Origin of the sequence: Gluconobacter sp. (assembly GCF_047723935.1) — a bacterium.
Taxonomy (GTDB): Bacteria; Pseudomonadota; Alphaproteobacteria; order Acetobacterales; family Acetobacteraceae; genus Gluconobacter.
This window is the reverse complement of the sequence record NZ_JBDOBO010000013.1, coordinates 15,377-40,188: the sequence shown is the minus strand read 5'-3', so window position 1 is coordinate 40,188 and position 24,812 is coordinate 15,377. Positions and strand designations below refer to the sequence as shown.

Here is a 24,812-nt window from a genome sequence, read left to right as displayed (position 1 = left end):
TTAACGAAACCGAGAGGCTTTCCACAAGCCTTAAGATTGGTGCGTTTCTCCTAAAAAACACCCCTCATGAAATTGTGAGCAGTGACCGGGAAAGTTAAGGCCACCTCATTTCTGTCTGGTTGGGACAGTATAGCGAAGTGTGTCCAACCTCTTTATAGATTTCTGCCAACGCGAGCCGGACTTTGCGATCAGGCGCCCGACCCGTCTGCATTGCAATTCTGGAAACATTGGGAAGAGTGAAACATGGCTATCGTGCGGGTTGTGATGATGCAGCGGGACGAAGGTACAGCCCTGGCGCGATGGATCACGCATTACGCATGGCTCTTTGGTTTCGAAAACCTCACCATCCTTGATAACGGCTCAGTCGATCCGCAGACACTTTCCATTCTCGACACCGTTGAAAAGCAAGGCGTCACAGTCCGACGGGATCTGAACCAGCCTCATGATTTTCATCGGAAAGGTGGCCATCTAACCCGGATCATCCAGGGATGGGACGGGCTTTACAATTATGATTTCGCTTTGCCCGTGGATTGCGATGAACTGCTTGCTGTCTTTACCGAAGATGGCCTCTCTTTGGACAAGACTGCCATTCATGAAGCTTTTGACGCGCTAAAGGGTACGGATTGCGCGCTCAGAATTGATACATCCCTTTTCAATGTCCCAGGCCGGCCCGGCTGGTATGCTCCTATCAGGCACTTTCACAAGGGATTTGTAGCGGCCAAGACAATTTCCATCTGTGATGATGGGCAACATGAACCACGATCAGCGGTTCGGGATGAGTTCAAAAGCACCCTCTTCACCTATTTGCATAACCATCATCTTCCCTACACCGACTGGAGAGAACGCCTGAAAAACAAGGTTTCCGGGCTTGTCGATGTGAATGATGACGCTGCCCTACGCGCCTACCTGACCCAACCTCACGCCGAAGGCGCTCATGCTGTTGAGGCACTTCTGGTGACGCCTGAAGAGTATATGCATCTGTATGATGACAGCGTGCGTGTCTTCGTAGGCGTTGGCTCAACACCGATTACTTTTGTTGAAGGTCCAGAGGTGAAGACGACGGTGTGGAACACCGACGCTTATCTGGCAGCCCATCCCGACGTAAAGCAGCACTATACGATCGGCGCGCTCCAGCATTATCTTCGCGATGGCTTCAGGGAAAAACGCCCTCTCACAGCATGACACACACGACGCTGAGCGGACTGGGCCGATCAATTAGAAGGTTGGCGGCGTACACGAACTGATCACTTCACAGGCTTCCTCGCTAATACAGCGGAAGCGATGGGGTTTGCGACTATCAAAATAGTACGCGTCTCCCGGACCGAGAATATGTGACTGGTTTTCTACCGTCACCTCGACCTGACCACGAATAACAACACCAGCTTCCTCGCCGTCGTGTGCATAGGCAACACCTGTATCGGCCCCAGGCTCATAACGCTCGTGCAAGACCTGAAGCGAGCGACCAAACAGGTTTCCCCCAACCTGTCGCAGGGAGATGCCGCTCTGCCCGATCTCAGTCAGGTCTTCGGCGGAATAAAAGTATTTTTCCTGCCCTTCCGTCTCGAAGCTGAAGAAATCTCCGAGTGTGACAGGAATGCCGTCCAGAACGCGTTTCAGCGTCCCGATCGAAGGGTTCATGTCCCCCGACTCAATCAGTGAAATTGTGGAATTGGTGACACCGGTGCGCTTGGCCAATTCGCGCTGGGAAAGATTTTTTGCAACACGAACAAGCCGCAACCGCTGACCAACATCCGTCACCATTCATTCTCCCACTCACCTGACATTCCATCTCAGTATGTCATAACGATTTAGGAATGGAACACGGAAAAATACTGTTTCACCAATGAGATGTTGGCAAACTGCTTTTTCAGCACTCCCCTTTTCATTGATGCCTCCGGAGCCAACACAATGAAGTATGCATGTTGAGCGAGAGTTCTTTTTCAAACAGCCCCCGTCTACCTACCCAGGATGTAATATTTTCCGCAGACGGAATTATAATGAATTTAGATGCGAAATTCTTTCGAAAGTCTCGCAGACAAACGTTTCACGAAACAAGCCGGTTCATAGATCAAAGAGCGGTAAGACTTCGCCAGATCATATACGTGGCCACTACGAAGATCACACCAGCAAAAAACGTCGTAAGCGCACCCCCTGCTCCAGCCAGGCGTCGGGCCGCAGAGGTTCCAAGCGTACTACCAAGTACACCCCCCAGAACGAAAAGCGCGCCCATCGTCCAGTCAACATACCCCGACAACATATAACTCAGGGCAGTACTTGCCCCAAAAGCGGCCACTGCAACCAACGATGTTCCGATTGCATTCAAAATTGGCATTCTCGTGCAGGCAACCAGCGAGGGGACAATGAGAAACCCGCCGCCGATGCCAAAAAAGCCCGACAGGAGTCCCGTTACCGTTCCGCTTGCCATGACCTTGGGCATATTGTCGCGGTTACAGGCTGCCCCAGCGATGCCCGGATTCCGCCGTCCCCGCAGCATCAGAATACCCACGACAATCATCAGCACCGCAAAGCAAAGCAGCAGCTTTTGCCCGTCAACAGCCTTGCCCAGCGCGGCGCCAACCAAGGCTCCCACCACACCAAATGGCGCGAAAACTGCTGCGCAGCGCCACTTGACGGTTTTCTGCCGGGCATGGCTTACAAGCCCTGCCAGCGCATTGACGGCGACTGCCATCGCACTCGTCCCGATCGCGACGTGGGGGTTTTTCACTCCCACGACATAGACCATTAGCGGAACAGCCAAAATAGAGCCACCGCCGCCGATCAATCCCAGCGTAAAGCCGATAATGACGCCACAGAACAGTTCAAGCGCGATTTGCATCAAAGCAGCCAATACTTACTTTTTGCCGGACTTCAGAGCCTTCGGAGCCACAAAGAGCTCATGCCCCTTGAGCATGCCTTTCCAGTAAAGAGCCGGCATGATGTATTTTTTAAGCCACCAAGCCAGCCGGGTCGCTTTCTGGCCATTGAGCAGCCACTTCGGCAGCGTCGGCGCCAACTTCCCACCATAGGCGAACTCAGCAAGAACAATCTTGCCGTTCTCAACGGTCAATGGGCATGCACCATATCCGTCATATCCAGACACCGGGTTCTTACGCTGCAGGAATGCCAGAACGTTTGTAGCAACAACGGGAGCCTGCACACGCACAGCTGCCGCCGTCTTGGCGCAGGATGCTCCAATCACGTCACCAAGAGCAAAGACCTGCGGATACCGGACATGCTGGAGCGTTTCCGGATTCACCTCAACAAAACCGTCCGACCCGGCAATGGCACTCTCTCGCACAACCTTGGGAGAAACCTGCGGCGGCACGACATGCAGCATGTCAAACATACACTCCACGCGCTCCACGCCAGCATCCGTCTTCCGCTCAAAAACAGCCGTCCGTGCAGGGCCATTCACTTCAACAAGCTTTGAACCCAGATGAAGTGCGATACCGTAATCCCGCACATAATCCATCAAAGACGACACAAACTCTTTCACCCCGAACAGACCCGGCGTTGCCGTATTGAATTCGACGGAGATATTCTTCAACACCCCCCGACGACGCCAGGCGTCACTGGCCAGATACATGGCCTTTTGTGGAGCGCCTGCACATTTGATCGGCATAGGCGGCTGCGTGAAAATCGCCTTACCGCTTTTGAGCTGTTCAACCAGCTGCCACGTGTAAGGTGCCAGATCAAAGCGATAGTTGGACGTCACTCCATTCTTGCCAAGCGTTTCGCTGAGACCAGGGATAGCATCCCAGTTCAGGGAGATGCCTGTCGCTACAATCAGAGCATCATAGGACAGAACCGTGCCGTCCTTCAGCACGACCTCACGCGCCTCGGGTCGAAAAAGCTCAACAGACGTTTTCAGCCAGACGGCGCCTTTGGGAATCAGGTCCTGTTCCCGACGACGTGTCTGCGATGCCTTGAAAACACCGCCACCTACAAGCGTCCAGCCCGGCTGATAAAAATGCTCTTCGGAAGGCTCGACAATACCAAGAGCGAGGGTGGAGTTCCGTTTGAGCAGACTGGCAGAAACGGAAAGGCCGCCCGCACCACCACCAATAACCAGAACCTGGAAATGCCGAGCGCCTTCACGAGCAGCCATAGTCGGAGCAGGCACAGCCTCAAGACGCGGTTTCAGTCCACCCAGATCAATACCGGCACGTGCGGCTTCCGCCAGAATCTCCGCAGCAGGACGAGTACCAGCTTCCGCAAGCGCCCAGATCTGTGCTGCGCGCGTTCCCGAGCGACAATAGCCAACGACTGGAGCGGGAAGTGACGCAAGTGCTTCTCTAGCCTGCAAGACCTGAGCATCACTCGGCACCGTTCCGGCCTTCACCGGAATGGCCAGAAACGCCAACCCTTCTGCCTTTGCTGCGGCCTCGACAGCAGCGACATCGGGCTGGTCTGGCGCCTCACCATCCGGGCGAAACGAGACAATGCTCCGAAATCCTTCCGCTTTGAGGTCCGCAACGTCCTGCGGCGTGACCTGAGGTGAAACAGCGTAGCGATCCGTAAGAGAAGTGGTTGGCATGACGTGCTCTCCGACAAAAATATCTTGGTAGATCAACCTGCTCAGAGGCGATTAACGGGTATCTTGATGTAGCTGATGCCGTCAGCTTCCGGCTCCGGCATGTGACCGCCGCGCATATTGACCTGCACTGAGGGCATCAGGAGTTTCGGCATGGCAAGAGTAGCGTCCCGCGTTGTGCGCATCGCCACGAAATCTTCCTCACTCACTCCATCATGAACGTGAATGTTGTGCTCACGCTCCAGAGCCACCGTGGTTAGCCAAGCGTACTCGTCGCGCTCTGGTGCCTTATAATCATGGCACAGAAACAGACGTGTTTCCGGAGGAAGAGACAGCAGACGGCGAATGGAATGGTAAAGCTGGCGCGCGTCCCCACCGGGGAAATCCGCGCGGGCTGTCCCGAAATCCGGCATGAAAATCGTGTCGCCCACGAAGGCACAGTTTCCAATTACGAACGCCATGTCCGCAGGTGTATGGCCTGGTACGTGCAACACCGTGACCGGCAGGTCACCAATGGAAAAGGTCTCGCCATCATGGAAAAGGTGGTCAAACTGAGATCCATCGCGTGCAAACCGGGTGCCTGCGTTGAAGATCTTTCCAAACACATTCTGGACACGCACGATGTTCGCGCCAATTCCCAACTTGCCGCCCAGCTGTTCCTGTAACCACGGGGCTGCAGACAGATGATCGGCGTGCGCATGGGTCTCCAGCTGCCAGTCAACAGATAGCCCTTCCCGACGCACATAATCCACAATCGCCTGTGCAGAGCCATTAGACGTCCGACCCGCAGCGGCATCGTAGTCCAGTACACTATCCAGGATCGCAGCACGCCTGGTGACCGGGCAGTGAACAACGTGACTGGCGGTATTTGTCGCTTCATCGAAGAACGTGCAAACTACAGGAGATGGAACCTCACCACTCTGCACACGTCCGATCTGGGCAGTTGCAGCTTCAATGGCAGCATCAGGCATGACGTTTTCACCTTTGGAGTTACAGTTTCCAAGAAAACAATTATGTGTTTAATAAAGTCATAAACTATCAACAGTCAAGACCCGGACAGGCTGGATACAGCATCATGACAGGCCCCCTCACTGAAGACTCCGCCTTTTTTCCCCTTCGCATTGGCGACGAAGCCCCAGACTTTACGGCCCGCACGACCCACGGTGAATTCGTTCTCAGTTCACTCAGAGGCCGGTGGGTCATGCTGTTTGCACACCCAGCGGATTTTACCCCCGTATGCACCAGTGAGTTTATTGCTTTTGCTAAGGTAGAAACCTTTTTCCGAGAGCGAAACTGCGTTCTCCTCGGGCTATCCGCAGACAGCCTTCCCGCTCATCTGGCGTGGATTACGGCCATTGAAGATCGTTTCAATGTCCGCATTCCCTTTCCGATTGTGGAAGACCCATCCATGGAAGTCGCCCGCGCTTATGGCATGATGGATCTGGAAGCACAGGACAGCGCCACGGTGCGTTCCGTCTTCTTCATCGATCCAACGGGCATCATTCGCGCCATTCTGAGTTATCCGGCCAGCGTTGGCCGGTCAGTGGCAGAATTGCAGCGTATGCTTTCTGCCCTGCAGGAAGTTGATCGCTCCAACGTCCTGACACCTGAAGGCTGGCAGCCAGGCCAGGCTGCCATAGCGCCTCCTCTCCAGACCCAGGAAGCAGTTCAGAAAGCAGGTCCGAACTGGTTCCTTCAGCCGAAAAAGCCGCGCCCATGACTCTTCTTGCCCTTGAAGAAAGCCGAAACCTCGCTGAATGGCTGCGCCTGCTCGCCCAGCCACAACGCCTCATGATTCTGTCCGCCCTGCTGGATGGCTCCCATGCTGTCAGTGAGATCGAGACCATGACGGGCATAGGCCAACCGACCCTGAGCCAACATCTTGGCACACTCCGCCGCAGTGGACTGATTGAGTCCCAGCGAGAGTCCCGCGCCATCAGCTATTGCATGGCGGATACGCCAGATGCTGCGCGCGCCAGAATGCTCATCATGACGCTTCGTCCTGACGGACTGGCAGTCTCACCAACTGCAACCACTCCACTACGAAAATCCAATACGCAGCGCTCTTCGCTTGAAGGAGCAAGATTTGCCCGCATCGTCCGCCCACTCCCCCGGTGATCAGAATGCGGACCGCATTGGGCTCTTTTTCAACATAAAAACAGCCGGAAACTGTCCCGCTTATCAGACGCTTTTATACGGAATAAGGAGAAGGTTCATGACCCGTTACCTGATGCTTCTGGCCTGCCTCACCGGTTTTGCCACCCTGTCTGGCACTGCGTCAGCCGCGACACGCGATGAGCAGAAACAGGCGTGCCAAGGCGATGCCATCCGTCTGTGCACTTTTGCCATCCCCAACGAAGCCAAAATTACGGCCTGCATGAGGAAGAAGATGGATCAGCTCAGCCCGAAATGCCGGGCGATGTTTGAACCTGCTCCCCAGAAAAATACCGCTACGACAAAACCCAAAAACTGAGACGCTTACCCTCTTGTCGTAATTGTGAAGATAGGCGGAGAGTGGGCGGACCAGTATTTGCCTAAAGCACCTGCACAAAGGAGCCTTCGCGTTCTTCAGTCAGGATTGCACGAAGGCAGCGTTTTCATTATTGGATAACATATGAAAACAACCCGTCAGTACGGTCGTCGCAAGGTTACGCTCAAGGATGTAGCGGCACAGGTCGGGGTGTCTCATACGACAGTCTCGAACGCTTATATCCGGCCGGGTCAACTCTCGGCTGCGCTGAGGGAAAAGATCTTCGCGGCTGCGCAGGAGCTGGGATATACAGGCCCTGATCCAGCAGCGAAGCAGCTTGCAACCGGGCATTCCGGTGCTCTGGGCTTCCTTTTCAGTGAAGATCTTCCATACGCGTTTTCTGATCCGGCTGTTCTGGCAGTTCTGAATGGCGTCGCGAAAAGCTGTGACGAGATGGAAACCGATCTCGCCCTGATTTCAGCAGGCAGCAGCCTTCGCAACATGAATACACCTGTTTCGCTCGGCAATGCTGCGGTCGACGGATACATCCTCTATTCCGTGGCCCCCGACAGTCGATGCGTTCTGATGGCGCAACAGCGAAACGTTCCGCTCGTTGTGGTGGATCAGCCTCGTCTGGACAACGTGCCATATGTTGGCATTGATGACCGGGGGGCAGCCTACAACGCTGCAAAGACCCTGCTTGAGCTAGGACACCGTCGCTTCGGTATCCTGTCCCTCAAAACAGCCCATGACGACTATTTTGGTATCCTAACGGCCAAGCGTCGTGCCAATATTGCCCACAGCACGATTGCCATGCGTCTTGAGGGGTACCTAACAGCTCTTCAGGAAGCCGGCATTGCCCCCGAAAACGTGCCGGCCTGGGAAATTCCGATCAACTCTGAGGAGTCCGGCGCGGAAGGTGCGCGCTTCCTGCTGAATCGCCAGAATGCACCAACCGCCATTCTGGCGATGAGTGACCGCGTCGCGATTGGCGCCATGCAGACGATCCGTGCCGCAGGTCTCAGCATTCCTGAAGACGTTTCGATTTTTGGATTTGATGACATTCCCGCCGCGGCCCTGGCGGACCTCAGCACAATTCGCCAGCCTCATGAACGCAAAGGCATGGAAGCTGTACGGCTCCTGACCCAGCAGGACGGCGGGCAGAACAAGAACGTCATTCTGGAAACAGAACTCGTCACCCGCGGCAGTATTGGTCCAGCCCGGAAGGACTGAACCACACCGCATCAGCGAGCGACGTTCAGCAACTCGGCAATACTGTCGATCCGGAAATCCGGTTTGAGGTCGATGCACTGGGTGGCAGACCCGTGCCCGTAACTTGCCCAACAGGACGCAATCCCACTATTGCGGGCAAACCCGAGATCGGCAGCCGTATCGCCGACCATCAGGAAATCTGATGCGGGGACTTCGGGGAATAACGGGCGCACACGGTCCGTCATGACGCGGGGATCTGGCTTATGAGGATAGTCTGGTTCGGAACCCATCACATTGCTGATCCAGCCACCCAGACCAAAGCGCTCAATGCTGGCATGGACAGTGGGAGCATGCTTGTTGCTCAGAATGACAAGCGTCGCCCCTGCAGCCTTCAGGTCATCAAGTACTGACTTGACCCCATCAAACAGAACGGTCTCTTCCTGATCAGCCTTGGGATAATATGTCCGATAATGACGGACAAAAGCCTGTGCATCATCTGCGTCACTGTCAGGAACGATCGCCTGAAACAGCGTTTGAAGCGTCCCACCCTTTGAAAGCTGATGCTTCAGAACGTCTGATGAAGGACCTTCGTAGCCACTGGCTTCGAAGGCTTCCTTCAGGCTGCGAAGAATGGCCGGCTGCGTTTCCGCCAGCGTACCATCGTAGTCGAGAAGAACGATCGGGAATCTTGTCATCCCCTTTTGTCACCCTGTTCGCAAAGGAAATCCAGCCCTCCCCTCCTTACTCGGGACGGCGCCCGAGAAGGCGGCAAAGGGCTGACGCTGTATCCGCATGATTCAACGTATAGAAATGGAACTGCTCCACCCCTTCAGCCTTGAGAGTCTGGCAGAGGCGGTCAGCAACAGTGGCTGCCACAAGAGCACGCGTCTGCGGCGTCTCATCCAGACCATCGAACAGATCGCGCATCCACTGCGGAACATTCGCGCCGCACATCTCTGCAAATTTCCAAGCCTGCGCAGCACTTCCCACTGGCAGAATACCAGGAACGACCGGCCGGTCTATTCCAATTGCAGCAGCGCGGTCCCGGAACCTGAGAAACGTTTCCGCGTCAAAGAAGAACTGCGTCAGTGCCCGATCTGCACCGGCGTCAATCTTTGCACGCAGATGCTCCAAGTCTGCCTGAGGACTCAGAGCTGCCGGATGCGTCTCCGGATAGGCTGCAACGGAGATTTCAAAAGGCGCAATATCCTTGAGCCCGCGAACCAGATCCACGGCACCCGCATATCCCTCCGGGTGAGGCTCATATACCCCACCCGCTGAGGGTGGCGGATCGCCGCGCAGAGCTACAATATGCTTCACGCCCGCATCCCAATATGCATGCGCCACTGCGTTTACGTCTTCTTTGGATGCACCTACACAGGTCAGATGCCCTGCCATGGGCACGCCGGTTTCCCGAACCATCTCCTTCAGGGTGGCCAAGGTGCGGTCTCGTGTTGAACCGCCTGCCCCATACGTGACGGACATAAACTGCGGCCCGAATCCTGCGAGTGTCTTTGCATTGTCAAGCAGAGTGGCAGCAGATTTCTCTGTCTTGGCTGGAAAAAACTCGAACGAAATTGCGGGCAGAGGCCCTGTCTGTGCAGGCATCACGCCAGCTCCTTGTTCAATAATTCAAATCAGTCGGGGCGTTGGCCAAGCCAGAGCTTGACGGTCAGTTCGCCTGCAAGAGCGACAGGTTCTGCGAAGATTAAGCCGGCAGCCTGAAACCACGCGGCAATCTGCGCATCTGTGAATCCAAGCCGGACATGCGCGTCCCGCGTGCGAAGCTCCTCCCGGTTATGGGAGGCAAAATCGACAACCAACAACCGACCTTTGGCGTCCAGAATGCGTGCAGCTTCTGCAATCACAGCCGCAGGATGCTGCGCGTAGTGCAGAACCTGATGCATGACCGCAACATCGGCCGAGCGATCCGGTAAAGGTAGAACCTGAAAATCTGCCTGTCGCAGATCAGCCTGCTCCAGCCCCGCTGCCGCAAGTTTCGTGCGGGCAAGACGCAGCATGGCCGGGCTGCGATCAAACCCGATGACTGTGCTTGCTCCGGCTCCAAGCAACTCCATCATGCGCCCGGTTCCGGTGCCGATATCCACAAGCCTGCCAACCGGAGACACGGACAGCCTCTTCACGATGGCCGCTTCGACTTCCCGTTCAGAAACATGCAACGAGCGCAGTGCATCCCACTCCGCCGCATGGGTCTCAAACCAGTCTTCTGCAGCAGTAGCACGAACGTTTCGGATCGCCTGTAAACGAATACGATCTGCGTGGATTTCCGCAGGCTCACGCACTGTCCACCGATCAAGCGCCATGAAGACAGGCTCCAGAACGTCCGTGGCACCCAACGTCAGAAAAACCCAGCTTCCTTCCTTGCGACGTTCAATCAGAGTAGCATCGGCAAGAATTTTTACGTGCCGTGAGACGCGAGGCTGGCTTTGCCCCAGAACCTGCGCCACCTCACCGATGGACAGTTCCATTTCATGCAGAAGAGCCAGAATTCGCAGACGGGTCTTCTCTGCGAGGGCCTGAAAGATGGTAAGCGCTTGCTCCATGGGGATTACATATAAGGAGTTCTTTATATGAGCAAGATCATTAAGCCCTTTCTGAAAACCCACCATTCATGAGGCTTGTCATAGGTTTTATGGTTAGTCCCACACGTGACATGACCAAGACGGAAGCCAAGGCAGTTGGTATTGAGATGCGCCGCGACTGCATTTGATCCCCTGGACCGGCTCTTCTTTCCATTTACGAGCAGATTCGGAAGGGTCTGAGACAAAAAGGCCCAGACTGACCAACCATGTCTGTTCTGGATCTGCCAGAAAATGCTGCTGCGGCTTTCAGGAACGCAGGACAGCATGGGCTGCCACAGCCTACTTCCACGCGCCCACAAAAGAGCCAACAGATGGGGTTTCATCCACCCCATCACACACACACACTGATCTGAGGCCAGATACCGCTTGCACCTCAAACGCATATTCTATGCCAGACCCACCCTCAAAACAGGAAGGCAAGGCACGCCATGGGACATTAGTTCTGGCTTGCAACCAGCGCTTTGATCCCTGGAAGAATGGCGATCAGAAGCCCCCCGGGAGGCTGCTCGCGCCTCAGGGACAACAGATGATTGGATGAATTGTGGAACAGTTCTTCCTGTGCAGCGATCAGGTGCTGCGCATCCAGACGCCAGGCTGTTCCTGAGGCTCCATTCAGAACATTCAATCCCGCATTGGAGAGGGCTGCAACCGTATGAGATACGGGTGTAACCTCCTCCAGAGCAGGCACATCTGCGGCAATCGTGACGAAAGCTTCATCATTGGCAGCCCAGCTTGCCAGCATGGCCTTCAAAGGACTCTTCAGGCTCTTTTCACCCGCGACATACCGTCTCGCCATGTCATTGAAGCGGATAGCCTCAAAAGCATCCGGATCGGCAATCGCGACCGGAGCCGACAACATGGCATCGCCACTTTTGGACGCCAGACGATTCAAGGCGTAATTGCGCACCGGAACCGTAACGCTCAGAAGCGTGGAAAGAGGACCGGTATGCGCAGGTGCCAAAGCCTCCTTCAACGCATTTTCATGCTGCGCGACTTGCAACCCTGTTGATTGAAGTTCTGCCATGACCACAGGCAGACGGCGCTCCAGATCATCCACATCCCGCACGTTTTCAGAAGACCAGAACCGCTCGGCCAGAGCTGCAGTACGAGGCCACAAACGGGCATCCAACATGTTTTCGGAGACAACTTCCGTCCAGAGTGCACCTTCTGCACCCAGAACCATGTTCTTCTGGCCATCGGTCAAAGGCGCTGCATTCGGGTCCTGAATGAAAGCCTGAAGCAGCGGGGTGATCTTCGGGTGTGTCTCCGCCAGTTCTTCTGGTGTAATGCCATTGGCCTTGGTGTCATACGGATCAATAGCGTAATGCGTCCGGGACGGAGTCAACATATCCAGATAGTAGCCCGAAGACACGACAACCGGATGCCCGGCCAGTGTGGCAGAACCCGTCCATTTTGAGCCGCGCCACCCTTCCACAACAACGTTTTTGGGAATTGGTGCTTCGCTGACTTCGTCCCACCCCATCATGACGCGGCCCTGGCTGGACAGGATTTTTTCTACCTGCGCCGTGAAGGCTGCCTGAAGGGCTGGTGCATCCTTGTATCCGTGCACCTTCATATAGGCTGCAATTTTTGGATTACTGGTCCACTGAGTGCCCAGAACCTCGTCACCACCCGAATGGAAATAATGATCCGGAAAGAGTGTTTCCATTTCCGCATATAGCGCACGAATGAATGTCAGCGTCTTGGGATTGGTCGGGTCCATCGCCGGGTTGTTCAGGTTTTCACCAATGGCGTTGACCTGCGGCAGTGGCTGGGCCGCCAGTTCCGGATAGGCCTGCAACACCGCAAGCGCATGACCCGGCACGTCAAATTCAGGCACAACGCGGATACCGCGATCCGCAGCATACGCCACAATGTCTCGAACCTCAGCCTGCGTATAATACTGCCCGTGCGATCCAACGCTCGTCAGCTTCGGGAAAACACGGCTCTCCACACGGAAGCCGGTCCCGTCATTCAAATGCCAGTGCAGCACGTTAAGCTTCATAAGCTCCATGGCATCAAGCTGACGTTTGACGGTCTCTACAGAAGCGAAATGCCGGGACACATCCAACAGAAGGCCACGCCATGCAAAGCGTGGAGCATCATCAATATGCAGCCGTTCTACCACAACTCCATCTGATGTTTTCTGAACAAGCTGCAGGAATGTAGCCAGCCCATGCACAACGCCTGCCGGTCCGTCAGCTTCCAGATGGGCGCCATCCGCTGATGTCGTGAGAGCATAATGCTCTTTGGCCCTAACCGTGAGATAGGCCGGATCATAAGATGCACTGATATGCAGAACGTATGGGCCACCATGCGCAGAAGATGCGCCTGTCAGAGCACCAAGCCGTTGAGCAAAACGGGCTGCAGCTCTTTGCAAAAGGGGGGACGGCGGGGTGGCCCAGACAATCCGGACACCTCCCGCAAGAGATGCCACACCATTGGACGCCGAGACGGATTGCGGCACAGGCATCAGAGCAGGTGCTGCCTGTGCTAGGCCTCCGAAAACCGTGCCAGCCAGCAAAGCACTCCCCAGACACACTTTCTTCCAGAAAGAACCATAAGGGAAAGGCGTGGTCCGGGTCATTCAAGGCTTCCTTGCAGTTACGGATCAGTATCTGAAACGATTTTCACCGTATCACTCTGCCTTATCGTGTCACTCCGGCGGCAGAGCTGCAAGCATGCGACGCGCATCCTCAGTCCGGAGCGTAATGCCGTAAAACTGACGATAGAACTGCTGCATCTTCGCAATCATTCCGGCTTCATCCACATGACCCGTCTGAACAATCTGACGGGCCCAGTCGACCTGCAAGAGCAATTCAGGGCTGTACCGATCCCACGGGAAAATTCCCGCCGGATTGCGGTAAACACGGCCAGCTTTGACAGCGGCGAGCTGAGACCAGACGCCATCGCTGGCAAGCTGGGCAGGATCCCCTGCATTGGCGCCCACAATAATAATGTCCGGGTTCCAGGAGAGCACCTGCTCGACAGAGACAGGCTGTTTGTTCCCATGCACGCCCACAGCCGCATTGCGTCCACCAGCAGAACGGATCCACTGATCGATAATACTCTGATCTCCATCCACGCGCAGAGGCTTCAGAGATTCAACGTGAAGGACTTTGGGCCCTTGCGGGTTAGTTGCCGCCTGCGAAATTTCCTTGAGGAAAGCCACACGATAAGCCTGCGCACGCTGCGTCGCCAGGGGCGTCTGAAGAAGGGTGGCCGTGCTATCCACACATTCTAGCAGCCCTATAAAACGATCAAAGCCCTCAGGGACAACATGCAGACCAACCTTGGAGAGCGCCGCGACGGAATGGCTCGACGCCGTGACAAACACCAGATCCGGCGCGAGACGTAAAAGCTCTTCTCCGTTCAGGTTTCCCGGGTCCAGAGGCTGAGCTTTGGACAGAGACGGCACCAGACGGAACATCCACGGCATGATTGATGGCTTGGCGACCGTCGCGATGATCTTGTCCTGCGCGCCAAGCATAATGAGCGTCGCGTTATGGGCATACCATCCCTCCACCAGACGTGTGGGAGGAGCAGCGAATGCTGTGGTGGCCATGAGCGAAAGACCCAGGAGCCCTCCAGCCAGTCGAGACAGTCTCATCATTCACTCTCCTCACGATGGAAAAAACGTTTTCCGGCATGATCAATCTGCGCCAGAGGAACACCATAAAGACGGGACATCCGTTCAGCCGTCACAATAAGCTCGGGTGGGCCGTCCGCCACAATTTGCGCTTCTTCTAAAATAAGAGCGCGATGACCGGCAGAAAAGAATTCTTCCGGTCGGTGGGACGCCAGGAGAATGAGATGTCCTTCAGCGGCCAGTTCTGCCAACAGACTCATCAAACGAAGCTGATGACCATAGTCCAGCCCGCTCATTGGCTCATCAAGAAGAAGCCCGACCGCTTCCTGCGCAAGGGCCCGCGCCAGCACGACACGCTGCTTTTCGCCGCCAGACAGCTCCGTCACCGGACGCTCTGCCAAGGCCAAAAGGCCCAGACGACCCATGGCCTGATCAACGCGGAGCCGGTCTTCCGCTCCGAGGCGCCCTGCCACGCCATGATGGGGAATACGCCCCAGCTCAACCATCCGCCGGACCGTATAAGGAAACGTCATCGCGTGTGCCTGAGGCACATACGCCAGACGCCGCGCCACGTCTAAAGGCCGCAGAGACGATAACAGCGTACCTTCAAGATACACCTCACCGGACGTCGGTTTGAGCAACCCCATTAGAATGCGCAAAAGGGTGCTTTTGCCCGCACCATTAAGGCCAAGAAGTCCAATCAGTTCACCACGCCGGAACGTCAAGCTGACATCATTCAGCACCACCGATCGAGACGATCGTTTCAGCGTAATACCTTGGCAGGACAGAAAATCCCCACTCATGTCGCGTCCCCGCGGAGACGACGGAGCACGAGAATGAAGGCAAGGGCACCGAAAAGCTCCGTCATGATCCCGAGTGGCACTTCTCCGGAGGTCAGGCTGCGCGACACGGTATCCGCCAGCAGAACGCCGGCGGCTCCCAGCAAGGCACAGACCGGCATCATCCGCCGATGCTCTGCGCCCGCCAGCATTCTGGAAATGTGAGGCACCAACAGCCCGACCCAGCCAATAATGCCAGCCATGGAAATCGTCATGGCACAGGCCAATGTCGCAAGGAGAATGACGAAAGGCCGCATAATCTGAACAGGAACACCCAAGCTCCGCGCTTCATCGTCCCCAAGAGAAAGAACATCCAGTAACGGGGCAAGTAAAACCAATACGGAAACCAGAACAAGCACTGGAACAGTCAGCCAGGAAAGCTCTTTCCATCCCGTCTGGGACAGTGTCCCCAGTAGCCAGTTCACAACAGCAGGCAACTGATCCATCGGATCGGCAGTGTATTTCACAAGAGACAGGAGCGCTGTGAAAACGGCATTGGCCACAAGGCCACCCATCAGCAATGTCAGGAGGCCGCCCTGTGGCAACAGACGGGAAATGGAAATTCCAGACCCCACGGCCACGACACCACCAGCAAACGCACCGATCTGAATCCATGCAGGGGACGCACCCCAAACAATCATGAGTGCTGCTCCAAACGCGGAGCCACTTAAAACACCCAGAAGGTCAGGCGAAACAAGGGGATTTCGAAGGACGGCCTGATAGGTTGCACCACCGCAGGATAGCGCACTTCCCACCAGAATTCCGGCCACAACCCGCGGCAACCGGACCTGCTGAACTACAGCATCGGCAACAGGATCATGCCCACCCCAGAGGTGAAGCAACCGCCCAAGCACCATCACCACACGATGCGGAGACAGCGGGTAACGGCCGCAGCACAGGGCCAACACAATGGACAGCAAAAGAGCCCCGCCCGCGAGGCTCCGGACATACGCCGGACGATTGAAAATGAGCCGCCCTTTCACACACAGGATCTGCCCTACTCTACTCCGGCACAGACGCCCTCGGAAACAGGGCACGTTTTCTTTCCATGCGACAGGATTGCGAACAGTCCTGGAAGAACCCATTCATTTTGGCACTGGGTGACAAAATATTCAATCAGGCCGAATCGTTTTTTCAAGAGTGAACAGACAATGACACACCGATATAGGACCAATAAAATCCCTATTTTGAAATATGAATATTGGCGCATCATCTCGTAAATTTGAGTGAACACCCTCCCCATTTGTGTGACATTGAAACCCACCCCCGATGAAAACTGCACTTTGACCACGCGCAGGCCGAATTTTGAGTTATCTCAATCTTCCCTTTCTGGCGCCCGTGCCATATTGAGGGGAACAATCATCCGTCACGTTGTGGACGGCAGTTTTTCAAACAGTGCCGGGACAGTACAAGAATGCTCAAACGGATAGCCGCCAGTATTGTGGGCCTCGGTGCAGTGGGCGGCCTCGGTTTCCTCGCCTATGCGTGGTACCCCGCAATCGCCCCCATCTCCCCTCCCGCTGCGGCCTCTTTTTCCGCAGACGCCATCAAGCGTGGCGAAATCGTTGCCGCCGGTGGATACTGTGCCGAATGTCACACCCGCGTGGATGGCACCCCCGGCCCCGAATTGGCCGGTGACTTCAAGATGGCCACCCCATTCGGTGACATCTTCTCATCCAACATCACGCCTGACCCGGAATGGGGTCTCGGCAACTGGTCGTTGGAAGCCTTCAAGCGTGCCATGAACAAGGGCATTGCCCGTGATGGCTCACAGCTTTACCCGGCGTTCCCGTTCGACCATTTCACAAAGGTCAACGATCAGGACGTCTCGGACCTGTATGCGTATTTGATGACGCGTCCGGCCGTACACCTGAAGCCGCGTGACAACACGGTCCCCTTCCCGATCAACATCCGTCTGATCGGTCAGGGTTTCTGGAAGCTCCTGTTCTTCACACCGGGCCGCTACCAGAACGACCCGAAGCACGACGCACAATGGAACCGTGGGGCCTATCTGGCCGAAGGCAACGCCCATTGCGGTGCCTGTCACACGCCACGTAACCTTCTGGGTGCCGAGAAGCTAAGCCATGCTTATGACGGTGCCATCATTGATGGCTGGATTGCTCCACCGCTGAACGAACACAACCCAACGCCGGTTGTCTGGACGGAAGACGAGTTCTTCCAGTACCTGCGCTTCGGCGTCGCTCCGCTGCATGGCTCCGCTGCTGGCCCGATGTCTCCAGTGCCGCATCGCTTCCTGTCCAAGATTCCGGAAGACGATGTGCATGCCATTGCTCATTATTATGCAGACGTCGCGAAGGCTGCCCAGCGTTCTCAGGGCGATCAGGCTGCCATTGCTCGCGCCATGCAGATGTCCGGCAAGGATCTGACTGGCCCGCAGACACTGGATGCGGATGCTCGCCTGTATCAGGGGGCCTGTGGCGCCTGCCATTACAATTCCGGCCCGATGCCGGTCTCTGGCCGCCCGGAACTGGCTCTGAACAACGCGCTTTGGCTGGATGAGCCGAACAATCTGTTCCAGGTCATGCTGCATGGCATCGGCGCTGCCGAAGGTCAGGACAATATCGCCATGCCAAGCTTCTACACGGCCCTTTCGGACCATGACATGGCCCGCATCGCCGCGTATCTCCGCCGCACCCGCACCACTCTGCCCCCCTGGACGGATCTGGAAAAGAAGGCCGCGGCTGCCCGCGCCACGCTGTCCGCACCGCCCGTTAACGCCTCGCACTGATCCGGGCAGGACAGGGAAAACGAAATATGACCACGAAATTTGAACTCAACGGACAGCCCGTTTCGGTCGATGCACCGGATGATACCCCTCTGCTGTGGGTCTTGCGGGATGAACTGAACCTGACCGGAACCAAGTTCGGCTGCGGCATCGGCGAATGCGGTGCCTGCACCGTTCATGTCGGTGGGCGCGCCACACGGTCCTGCATCACCCCGCTGTCTTCCATCGAAGGCGCCTCGATCACCACGATTGAGGGGCTGGACCCGGAAGGCAATCACGTCGTGCAGGTTGCCTGGCGTGACCAGCAGGTGCCGCAGTGCGGCTACTGCCAGTCCGGCCAGATCATGCAGGCCGCAAGCCTTCTGAAAGATTATCCGAAGCCAACGGATGAAGAGATTGACGGCGTCATGGGCGGCAGTCTCTGCCGTTGCATGACGTATGTCCGCATCCGCAAGGCCATCAAGGAAGCAGCTGCCGCGCAGCAGGGAGGCGCCACCAATGGCTAAGATCGAACAGATCGCCAAGAGATCCGACGCAGGACGCCTGTCTCGCCGCAGTTTTCTGATGACGGCAGCAGGCGCAGGTCTGATGTTCGGTTTCGCCCGCAAGGCCGAAGCTGCGCAGACATACCCGTCCGCCATGCCGCCGGAAGCCGCGTTCGAGCCGAACATGTGGTGCGCCATCGCGCCGGACGGCTCCATCAACGTGAACGTTGTCCGTGCCGAGATGGGTCAGCACGTCGGCACCGCCCTCGCCCGCATTATTGCGGACGAAATGGAAGCTGACTGGGATCACATCAAGATCACGGAAGTGGACACCGCTCCGAAATGGGCGGGCAAGTTCGTGACCGGCGGCTCATGGTCTGTCTGGGATACGTGGGACACGTTCCGTCAGGCTGGTGCCGCGGCCCGCACGATCATGCTGGAAGAAGGCGCAAAGCTGCTCGGTACAACGCCGGACAAGTGCGTTGCCCGCAACAGCACGGTCACGGCTGGCAGCAAGAGCGTCTCCTATGGTGAGATCGTCTCGAAGGCCAAGCCGACGCGCAGCTTCACGGCTGACGAAATGGCCAAGCTGCCGCTCAAGCCCGCCAGTGAGCGCCGCCTGATCAGCAAGCCGGTTCCTGCTCTGGATATTCCGGACAAAACGACTGGCAAGGCCATCTACGGCATCGACGTGAAGCTCGAAGGGATGGTCTATGGCCGCCCGAAAATGCCGCCGACACGTTATGCTGCGAAGGTTCAGTCTGTTGATGACAGCGAAGCCAAAAAGATCCCGGGCTACCTCCGCTACGTTATTCTGGATGACCCTTCCGGCATCGTTCCGGGCTGGGTCGTGGCTCTGGCCAAGACCTATCCAGCCGCCATCAAGGCTGCGGACCTCCTGAAGGTTCAGTGGAATCCCGGTCCGACGATCAATGTCTCGGAAGCAGACATCATCGAGCATGGCCGCAAGCTGATTGCAGATCAGAGCACTGGCGCTCGCGTCTTCAACGATAAGGGTGTGGACGAGGCATTTGCCCATCCGGCACACTCCTTCGAACGCAGCTACACCTGTGCCTCCGTCGCGCATTACCAGCTTGAGCCGGTCAATGCGGTGGCCCGTCATATTGATGGCATGTGGGAAATCCATACCGGCAACCAGTGGCAGTCCCTCGTTCTGCCGCAGCTCTCCAAGGCGCTTCAGGTGCCTGAAGAGCAGGTTGTCATGCGCACTTACCTGCTGGGCGGCGGGTTTGGCCGCCGCCTGAACGGTGACTATTCCATCCCGGCAGCTCTGGCGTCCAAGGCCATTGGTGGCGCACCGGTCAAGCTGATCCTGACACGTTCGGACGATATGGCGTTTGACTCCATTCGTTCCCCCTCTCTTCAGACGGTTCGCGTCGCCCTTGATGCAGACCAGAAGAAGATTGTGGCGATGGATTACGCTGCAACAGCAGGCTGGCCCACACTCGTTATGGCACCGGCCTTTCTGGCCAAGGGCGAAGACGGCAAGTCCTACGATCCGTTTGCGATTGCGGGCGCTGATCACTGGTATGAAACCGGGCCAACCCGCGTCCGTGCCATCACGAACGATCTGGCCAACAAGACTTTCCGTCCGGGCTGGCTGCGGTCCGTGTCCGCAGGCTGGACGCCTTGGGCGCTTGAATCCTTCCTCGACGAACTGGCTCACCAGACGAAGCAGGACCCGCTGGCATTTCGCCTGTCCATGTTCACAGCAACAGGACGGAACGAAGGCTCCGCCCCCAATGCTGTCGGCGGTGCAAAGCGTCAGGCTGCTGCCCTTCAGCGCCTTGCCGACAAGATCAACTACGGCAAGACGCAGCTTCCGGCGGATACCGGCATTGGCATCGCCACAAGCTTCGGACAGGAACGCGGTATGCCGACCTGGACGGCCGGAGCGGCACAGGTCCACGTTGATCGCAAGACCGGCGTCATCACCTGTCAGAAACTCTGGCTGGTTCTGGATGCTGGCACGATCGTTGATCCGGGTGGCGCACTGGCACAGACCGAGGGTGCAGCTCTGTGGGGTCTGAGCATGGCGCTGTTTGAAGGCACCGAGATCGTCAACGGTACGATCAAGGACAGCAACCTCAACACTTACACGCCAGTCCGTCTTCCGGATGTACCGGACATGGACATCGAGTTCGTCCAGAACACCGAAAAGCCTACGGGCCTTGGTGAACCGGGTGTGACGGTTGTGGCGCCTGCTATCGGCAATGCTGTGTTCAACGCCATTGGTGTGCGTCTGCGCCATCTGCCAATGCGTCCGGCAGATGTGCTACGTGAACTGAACGGTCACAACAGCTAAAATCCGGCTTTATCGTCGAAAACCCGAAACGCCGCGCCCCGGACTGGGACGCGGCGTTTTTTACGGGTGCATCAGCCGTTGCGGTAATAATAGCTGTAGCCGTTCAGGGCCGGTGCGCCGCCCAGATGAACGTACAGAACCTTTGATCCATCCGGGAAATATCCCTTCTTGGTCAGGTCAATCAGGCCCTGCATGGATTTCCCTTCATAGACAGGGTCCGTCATCATGGCTTCCGTTCGCGCAGCCAGCCGAATGGCTTCGTTCGTTTCTTCGGATGGGACCCCGTAAGCGGGATAGGCGTACTCCTCAAGAATCACGATCTCATCGTCCCGCACTGTCCGACCAAGCTCTACTAGCTCGGCTGTACGGTCCACGATCTCCCGCACCTGCTCGCGCGTCTGTTCGGGCGTTCCGGAAGCATCAATACCGATGACCTGATCTGCACGATCCTGCGCCGCAAATCCGACGATCATTCCCGCCTGCGTCGAGCCCGTCACGACACAGACGATGATGTAATCGAACGTGAAGCCGAGTTCCTTTTCCTGCTCCGCGACTTCTTCCGCAAACGCAGCGTAACCGACACCGCCATATTGATGAACGGATGCACCAGCCGGAATGGCATAGGGCTTTCCGCCAACATCTTTCACGGACTGGATGGCGTCCTCCCAGCTCTGGCGGATACCGATGTCAAAGCCGTCTTCCACAATGCGGGACTCAGCACCCATAAGACGCGTCATGAGGATATTGCCGACACGGTCATAAACAGCGTCGTAATGTGGCACCCACTTCTCCTGCACGACGACGCATTTCATGCCCAGCTTGGCAGCAGTCGCTGCGACCATGCGGGTATGATTGGACTGCACACCGCCGATAGAGACCAGCGTATCTGCGCCAGAGGCCAAAATATCCGGAACAATATATTCCAGCTTACGGAGCTTGTTGCCCCCCATCGCCATGCCCGAATTGCAATCTTCACGCTTGGCATAGATCTGCACTTTGCCACCCAGGGCTTCGCTCAGACGTGGAAGATGCTCAATAGCCGTTTTTCCAAAAGTCAGCGGATAGCGCTCAAATTTCTCAAGGTTCACAGACAGCCTCCCAAGGTGTTCACACCCGAAAGCAGTAGTGAAATATTCTTCGAAGGTGCTTTCTAATTCAGGCAATAATTTCTATATTTTAGTCTTAAAATAGAATTTTAATGGATGTTTCTCTTATCATTTGAGGAAATAATGAAAGATTCCATCACACCAGATCTGGATGCGATCGACCGGAACATTCTTTGCCTTCTGCAAGGTAACGGGCGCATGTCCAATGCCGAACTGGCCGAGCGTGTGAACGTGAGCGCCGCGACATGTCATCGGCGCACCCAGAGACTGTTTCAGGACGGTTATATCCGTGGCGTTCGCGCCGAGATTGATCCCGTCAAAGTCGGGCTGGGAACGATCGCGCTGGTCGGCGTCGTGCTGGACCGGTCCACTCCCGAGAGCTTCGCAGAACTGGAAGATGCTGTGAAAACCATGCCCATGGTGCTGGATTGTCATCTGGTCGCGGGCGATTTCGATTATCTGCTGAAGATCCGCGTGGAAGACATGGCGGATTTCAATCGGCTTCACGCAGAAAAGCTCATTGCCTTTCCGGGGGTGCGACAGGCACGGACGTTTTTTGTCATCAAGGAAGTCAAGGACAACGGGCCACTCGCGTTCTAGAATTGCGTTCGCATGGAACGTCCTGTTGCCTCTGTGCAATGATTTCCTTTGCGGTATTGTCACTTCCTTGCCTGCCACCAGCTATGGAACCCTCTGCCCATGCCCCTTCACCCCACCGTCCCGAAGCCGGAACGTTTTAGCAAAACGCGAAAGGCCCTGCGCCGCACGCTGGCGCTTGGACTGGTCGCTGGTGGCCTGCTGGCAGCCTCTGCGCAGGCGAAAGCTGACCCCCGCCTTGTCATTTTCGACGATGACGGCTTCAGCATCGCCCAGTGGATGATCATCAAGGCCCCCAATGTCCGCGTGCTTGGCATCACGACTGTCACGGGTGACGTTTGGCAGAAAGAAGCGACGAATGACGCGCTACGTGGCGTGGAAGTGGCCGGCCGGGCAGACATTCCCGTTGTTCCAGGCGCAACCTACCCGTTCCTGAACTCGGAAAAGCTGACGGACCGCTGGGAAGCCCTTTACGGAAAGCTGATCTGGAAAGGGGTGTGGATGAAAAAATGGGTCGAAAAGACCGAGCAGCCACTTCCCTACTATCATGGCCCGGATGTTGTTCCGGATCTGCCATATGGCAACCCGGTCAAGAAGCCGGAAACCGAGCGCGCGGCTGACTTCCTCATTCGGATGGTTCACCAATATCCAGGACAAGTCAGCATCATTGCAACGGGTCCGATGACCAACATTGCACTGGCCCAGACGCTGGATCCTGAATTTGCGGGCCTCGCAAAAGAACTCGTTTACATGGGCGGTGGCCTCAACCCGCGCCAGACACGGCCCGGCGTTGTGGCACACCAGTTCGCGCGGGAATTCCTGAACAGTCCCCGTCGTGAATTCAACTTCCGTCTGGACCCGGAAAGCGCAAGTGCGGCCCTTCGCGCGCCATGGAAGCACATCGTGATGGTCCCGGCCGATCCATCAACGGATACCGAGCTCACGCCGGAATTCCTGAAGAAACTGGAAGCGACTGGCACGCCGGTCGGGCATGTCATGAAGTGGCATCTGAGCGGCTTCCCGCTCTGGGATGAAATTGCAGCATCCGTCTGGCTGGACCCGAGCATTATCACGGAAAAGCAGGATCTGTTCGTAGATGTGAACAGCCAGTTCGGCCCCGGCTATGGTGACGTTGTGTCCTGGACGCCGGGCTATGAGCCAGGTCTGGGCGAACGCAAGAACGAAGTTGTCCTGCGCATCAATGTTCCGAAACTTGAAAAGCAGATCCTTGATCTGATTGGCAGCCCACAGGCTCCTGTCAGCGGACATCCTCTCCCCTGAAACACAAAAGCCCCGTTGCCATCCGGCCGCGGGGCTTTTTTCAGACGGCGGGAAGAGCGACCTGCTCTTTGGGCCAGCGGCGATGAAGCCAAAGCCATGCTCCTGGCCTTTCGCGGATCCACCGTTCCAGCGTCTCGTTCATGGCGACGCAGATTGACCGGATATCTGCATGACGATCGCCCGTTCGTTCAGCCTGAAGCGGGGCTTCACACACCATGCGGAACCGCCCGTTCCCCAGTCGCACGATATGGACGGGTATGATGGGCAAATTAAAGCGCAAGGCCAATTGCGCCACCGCTGGCGCCGTCATGGCATCCCGTCCCAGAAACGGAATGGCCAACCCGTCATTCATTTTCTGATCCACCAGAAAACCCAGTGAGCCACCGCTCTGCAGATGCGTTAAGGCCTGTCGGGCACCCTTGGGGCCTTTGGGAAACATGGTTCCTGTCGGACCAAGAGCTTTCTGCCGCATTCTCTGCGTCAGGAGATCAATGACCGGATTGGACGATGCGCGATAAAAGCCCGCAACAGGCATACCCAGCTTGGTCGCGATGGGCAGAATGAGCTCCCAGTTCCCCAGATGCCCTGAGAAGAACAGAGCCTGTGATCCGTTCGCTTTCAGGGCATCGATATGCTCTTCGCCCTCAACCTCCCAGCCCGGCCCGCTATCCGTGCGGGTAAACGATGCAAGGTGGGGCAACTCTGTCACGTTCCGTCCCAGATTGGTCCACACATCCCGAATAATCTGCTGCCGTTCCGTCGCCGACAGGTCAGGGAAAGCCAGCTGGAGATTCTGGTCCGCAATGCGGGTTGCACGAAGCTTCATCCCCACATTGCGCATTAGCCAGCCGCCAGCTGTCGAGGCATATTGCGGACCGACACTGCGCAGGAGGTTAATAACACTCCCGAGCGCGGCTGATTGCACATGATGAGATAGACGGGACAGAACAGGAGCGATTGGAGCCATGCGACGATAGTCGCGTTAAAAACAAGATAATCAATTCTTGTGTTGTATCCAATTAAT

General features: G+C 56.5%; 23 protein-coding genes. 10 read left to right on the top strand and 13 right to left on the bottom strand.

Annotation, left to right across the window (positions count from 1 at the left end; all coding sequences use genetic code 11):
- The first annotated feature begins 243 nt into the window (after positions 1-243).
- Positions 244-1,182, top strand: coding sequence for a glycosyltransferase family 2 protein (locus ABF979_RS07290; RefSeq protein ID WP_415558807.1), 939 nt, complete (start codon positions 244-246; stop codon positions 1,180-1,182).
- A 33-nt stretch (positions 1,183-1,215) separates the two neighbouring features.
- Here the strand turns inward: ABF979_RS07290 and ABF979_RS07285 are convergent, their stop codons facing one another.
- The 4 genes from ABF979_RS07285 to ABF979_RS07270 all read right to left on the bottom strand — a co-directional run bounded on the left by ABF979_RS07285 (position 1,216) and on the right by ABF979_RS07270 (position 5,505).
- The gene (locus ABF979_RS07285; RefSeq protein WP_202206293.1) at positions 1,216-1,761 is read right to left on the bottom strand and encodes a cupin domain-containing protein; all 546 of its coding nucleotides are present in this window, start codon (positions 1,759-1,761) and stop codon (positions 1,216-1,218) included.
- 307 nt (positions 1,762-2,068) lie between these two features.
- Complete coding sequence (locus ABF979_RS07280; RefSeq protein ID WP_202206292.1) at positions 2,069-2,836, bottom strand: sulfite exporter TauE/SafE family protein; 768 nt, start codon at positions 2,834-2,836, stop codon at positions 2,069-2,071.
- 15 nt (positions 2,837-2,851) lie between these two features.
- Positions 2,852-4,537, bottom strand: coding sequence for a TIGR01244 family sulfur transferase (locus ABF979_RS07275; RefSeq protein ID WP_415558805.1), 1,686 nt, complete (start codon positions 4,535-4,537; stop codon positions 2,852-2,854).
- A gap of 41 nt (positions 4,538-4,578) precedes the next feature.
- Positions 4,579-5,505, bottom strand: a complete 927-nt coding sequence (locus tag ABF979_RS07270; RefSeq protein ID WP_415558803.1) for an MBL fold metallo-hydrolase — start codon at positions 5,503-5,505, stop codon at positions 4,579-4,581.
- A gap of 104 nt (positions 5,506-5,609) precedes the next feature.
- Between ABF979_RS07270 and ABF979_RS07265 the strand changes: the two genes are divergently transcribed.
- From ABF979_RS07265 to ABF979_RS07250, 4 genes are all read left to right on the top strand, one after another.
- Entirely contained in the window at positions 5,610-6,254 is a 645-nt protein-coding gene (locus tag ABF979_RS07265) for a peroxiredoxin (RefSeq protein WP_202206289.1), read from the top strand.
- The gene (locus ABF979_RS07260; protein WP_202206288.1) at positions 6,251-6,652 is read left to right on the top strand and encodes an ArsR/SmtB family transcription factor; all 402 of its coding nucleotides are present in this window, start codon (positions 6,251-6,253) and stop codon (positions 6,650-6,652) included. The genes ABF979_RS07265 and ABF979_RS07260 overlap by 4 nt, the downstream gene beginning before the upstream one ends.
- A 97-nt stretch (positions 6,653-6,749) precedes the next feature.
- On the top strand, positions 6,750-7,007 hold the full coding sequence (locus ABF979_RS07255; protein ID WP_415558801.1) for a hypothetical protein: 258 nt from the start codon (positions 6,750-6,752) through the stop codon (positions 7,005-7,007).
- Positions 7,008-7,148: 141 nt separating this feature from the next.
- Positions 7,149-8,237, top strand: coding sequence for a LacI family DNA-binding transcriptional regulator (locus tag ABF979_RS07250; RefSeq protein WP_415558799.1), 1,089 nt, complete (start codon positions 7,149-7,151; stop codon positions 8,235-8,237).
- A gap of 11 nt (positions 8,238-8,248) precedes the next feature.
- Here ABF979_RS07250 and ABF979_RS07245 read toward each other — a convergent pair whose 3' ends face one another.
- From ABF979_RS07245 to ABF979_RS07215, 7 genes are all read right to left on the bottom strand, one after another.
- On the bottom strand, positions 8,249-8,911 hold the full coding sequence (locus ABF979_RS07245) for an HAD family hydrolase (protein WP_415558797.1): 663 nt from the start codon (positions 8,909-8,911) through the stop codon (positions 8,249-8,251).
- 46 nt (positions 8,912-8,957) lie between these two features.
- A complete protein-coding gene (gene metF / locus ABF979_RS07240) occupies positions 8,958-9,824 on the bottom strand; it encodes a methylenetetrahydrofolate reductase [NAD(P)H] (protein ID WP_415558795.1) in 867 nt (288 codons plus the stop codon).
- 29 nt (positions 9,825-9,853) lie between these two features.
- Entirely contained in the window at positions 9,854-10,780 is a 927-nt protein-coding gene (locus ABF979_RS07235; RefSeq protein WP_415558794.1) for an ArsR/SmtB family transcription factor, read from the bottom strand.
- Positions 10,781-11,255: 475 nt separating this feature from the next.
- Positions 11,256-13,406 (bottom strand): beta-N-acetylhexosaminidase, encoded by a 2,151-nt coding sequence (locus ABF979_RS07230; protein ID WP_415558792.1) that lies wholly within the window; start codon positions 13,404-13,406, stop codon positions 11,256-11,258.
- A 69-nt stretch (positions 13,407-13,475) separates the two neighbouring features.
- Positions 13,476-14,432: an ABC transporter substrate-binding protein gene (locus tag ABF979_RS07225; protein ID WP_099210903.1), complete on the bottom strand. Its 957-nt coding sequence runs from the start codon at positions 14,430-14,432 to the stop codon at positions 13,476-13,478.
- Entirely contained in the window at positions 14,429-15,211 is a 783-nt protein-coding gene (locus ABF979_RS07220) for an ABC transporter ATP-binding protein (protein WP_415558791.1), read from the bottom strand. Before ABF979_RS07220 ends, ABF979_RS07225 begins: the two co-directional genes overlap by 4 nt.
- On the bottom strand, positions 15,208-16,230 hold the full coding sequence (locus tag ABF979_RS07215; protein WP_415558832.1) for a FecCD family ABC transporter permease: 1,023 nt from the start codon (positions 16,228-16,230) through the stop codon (positions 15,208-15,210). Before ABF979_RS07215 ends, ABF979_RS07220 begins: the two co-directional genes overlap by 4 nt.
- A gap of 431 nt (positions 16,231-16,661) precedes the next feature.
- Between ABF979_RS07215 and ABF979_RS07210 the strand changes: the two genes are divergently transcribed.
- The 3 genes from ABF979_RS07210 to ABF979_RS07200 are packed head-to-tail and all read left to right on the top strand — an operon-like array spanning position 16,662 to position 20,804.
- Positions 16,662-17,996 carry a c-type cytochrome gene (locus ABF979_RS07210; protein WP_415558789.1) on the top strand — a complete coding sequence of 445 codons (1,335 nt, stop codon included), beginning with the start codon at positions 16,662-16,664 and terminating at the stop codon, positions 17,994-17,996.
- Between the two features lie 26 nt (positions 17,997-18,022).
- The gene (locus tag ABF979_RS07205; protein ID WP_046900117.1) at positions 18,023-18,499 is read left to right on the top strand and encodes a (2Fe-2S)-binding protein; all 477 of its coding nucleotides are present in this window, start codon (positions 18,023-18,025) and stop codon (positions 18,497-18,499) included.
- A complete protein-coding gene (locus tag ABF979_RS07200; RefSeq protein WP_415558787.1) occupies positions 18,492-20,804 on the top strand; it encodes a molybdopterin cofactor-binding domain-containing protein in 2,313 nt (770 codons plus the stop codon). The genes ABF979_RS07205 and ABF979_RS07200 overlap by 8 nt, the downstream gene beginning before the upstream one ends.
- A gap of 71 nt (positions 20,805-20,875) precedes the next feature.
- Here ABF979_RS07200 and ABF979_RS07195 read toward each other — a convergent pair whose 3' ends face one another.
- Complete coding sequence (locus ABF979_RS07195) at positions 20,876-21,892, bottom strand: 1-aminocyclopropane-1-carboxylate deaminase (protein WP_415558786.1); 1,017 nt, start codon at positions 21,890-21,892, stop codon at positions 20,876-20,878.
- Positions 21,893-22,033: 141 nt separating this feature from the next.
- Between ABF979_RS07195 and ABF979_RS07190 the strand changes: the two genes are divergently transcribed.
- Both ABF979_RS07190 and ABF979_RS07185 read left to right on the top strand, forming a co-directional pair.
- On the top strand, positions 22,034-22,510 hold the full coding sequence (locus ABF979_RS07190) for an Lrp/AsnC family transcriptional regulator (RefSeq protein WP_415558784.1): 477 nt from the start codon (positions 22,034-22,036) through the stop codon (positions 22,508-22,510).
- Positions 22,511-22,609: 99 nt separating this feature from the next.
- Positions 22,610-23,788 (top strand): nucleoside hydrolase, encoded by a 1,179-nt coding sequence (locus tag ABF979_RS07185; protein ID WP_211499857.1) that lies wholly within the window; start codon positions 22,610-22,612, stop codon positions 23,786-23,788.
- Between the two features lie 40 nt (positions 23,789-23,828).
- Here the strand turns inward: ABF979_RS07185 and ABF979_RS07180 are convergent, their stop codons facing one another.
- Positions 23,829-24,755 carry a lysophospholipid acyltransferase family protein gene (locus ABF979_RS07180; protein WP_415558783.1) on the bottom strand — a complete coding sequence of 309 codons (927 nt, stop codon included), beginning with the start codon at positions 24,753-24,755 and terminating at the stop codon, positions 23,829-23,831.
- Positions 24,756-24,812: the final 57 nt, after the last annotated feature.